Genomic DNA, 1371 nt, shown 5'->3' on the forward strand with positions numbered 1-1371 from the left:
CTGGGAAAGGTGAAGAATTAGTAGGCGGTAATTATTTTTTATTTCAAGAATTTTCATGTTAAAACCATTATATTTATTTCAAATTTTAACGTTCTCATGAATTTCAATTTTTCTCGGGTTATGATCCCGATATTTACAATATGTTTTTTCTTTCAGTCTTGCCGGAAAGAAAGAGTTGAATCAAACCCCCAATTTATTGGTATTGAACAGTCGCAAATTCAATCCTTTTTTGACCATTACAAAAAACAGAATGTTTACTTTGCTGGGGAAGGACAATCTTATCAACTTGATTGGAGTAATGCAGTAATAAAGAAGTCCGGTGGAGAGGAGTTTTTGCAATTTAAAGTAACAGATGATGTGGATATAGTTTTTGCAAATGTCAATGACAAGCTTAGTTGTTACTACAACAAACACCAAGCTCTTATCGATAGTCAAAGTGGCAAGACTATTGACTTTGTGATATCTGTCAATCTCGAAGATGGTAAAGAGTATATTGCAGCATATTTTAAACATAGACGCATGGTATTTTTACCTATTAATTTTTTCTTAAAAAAAATGACCTCGTCGATTATTGAAAATGGGAAGCGATCCTTGCAAAAAGAAACAAGTCATGAATCAACACTAAAAAATCAATTGCTTATGACGAGCTTTTGGCAACACGTACGTTGTTGGATCACATTTTCTGTTTGGAAGGAAAATGGTGAAGACGGACCAGGTTGTTATGGACTAGATTTACAGCAGGTATGGGACACTATAAAAGCCTTTGTAGTATCTGATGATTATAATTCCTACATTGCTCCCCCTGATTTTGGCTCAATTCAAAATCTTTTAAGTTGGGGAAATTCAACTGGTCTAGCCGATTATAGCGTTACATATTATTCACAATATTATGGTTACCAAACTCCAGATGGAAATGGCACGGTCGATCCTAACAATACGACAACTATCGGCGAAATAGGGGGAATAGTTGTTCCTCCTGATGTAAACCTTCTCATCGATTTAGTTAAGTTAGCTCCATCTGCTCAGGATTTCTTTTTGAACAAACCATTTTTAGCAAATAAAATAGTTAACTATGTGCTTGAAAATGGAGGAAATACTGCCGATAACCGAATTTTCGTAGCTTGGGTTCAATCATTTTTGACATCGAATCCTACTATTACTGAAAAAGAGTTTGATAATTTCCTGGAGGCTATTAGACAAAATAGTTACCGGCCGCGGGATCGGGCACCTGCAACAAGTCCATGGAGAGCGGCATTGTCAGCGAATGGAAATGACTACAACGCTGTCTTTACAAAATCGCAGCCACAAATTCTTAGTGATGGAAATTATAACCCAGAAGCATTTAATTGTCATTATTGGGCATTTAAAGAT

The 1371-nt window shown here is 35.7% G+C and carries 1 protein-coding gene; it reads left to right on the forward strand.

Annotation, left to right across the window (positions count from 1 at the left end; genetic code table 11):
* Nucleotides 1-120 precede the first annotated feature (120 nt).
* Nucleotides 121-1371, forward strand: a 1251-nt coding sequence (locus tag AC1DPQ_RS27795; RefSeq protein WP_477611573.1) for a hypothetical protein, incomplete at its 3' end; no start/stop codon positions are given.

Source organism: Pedobacter sp. 01T416_2, from assembly GCF_056398925.1.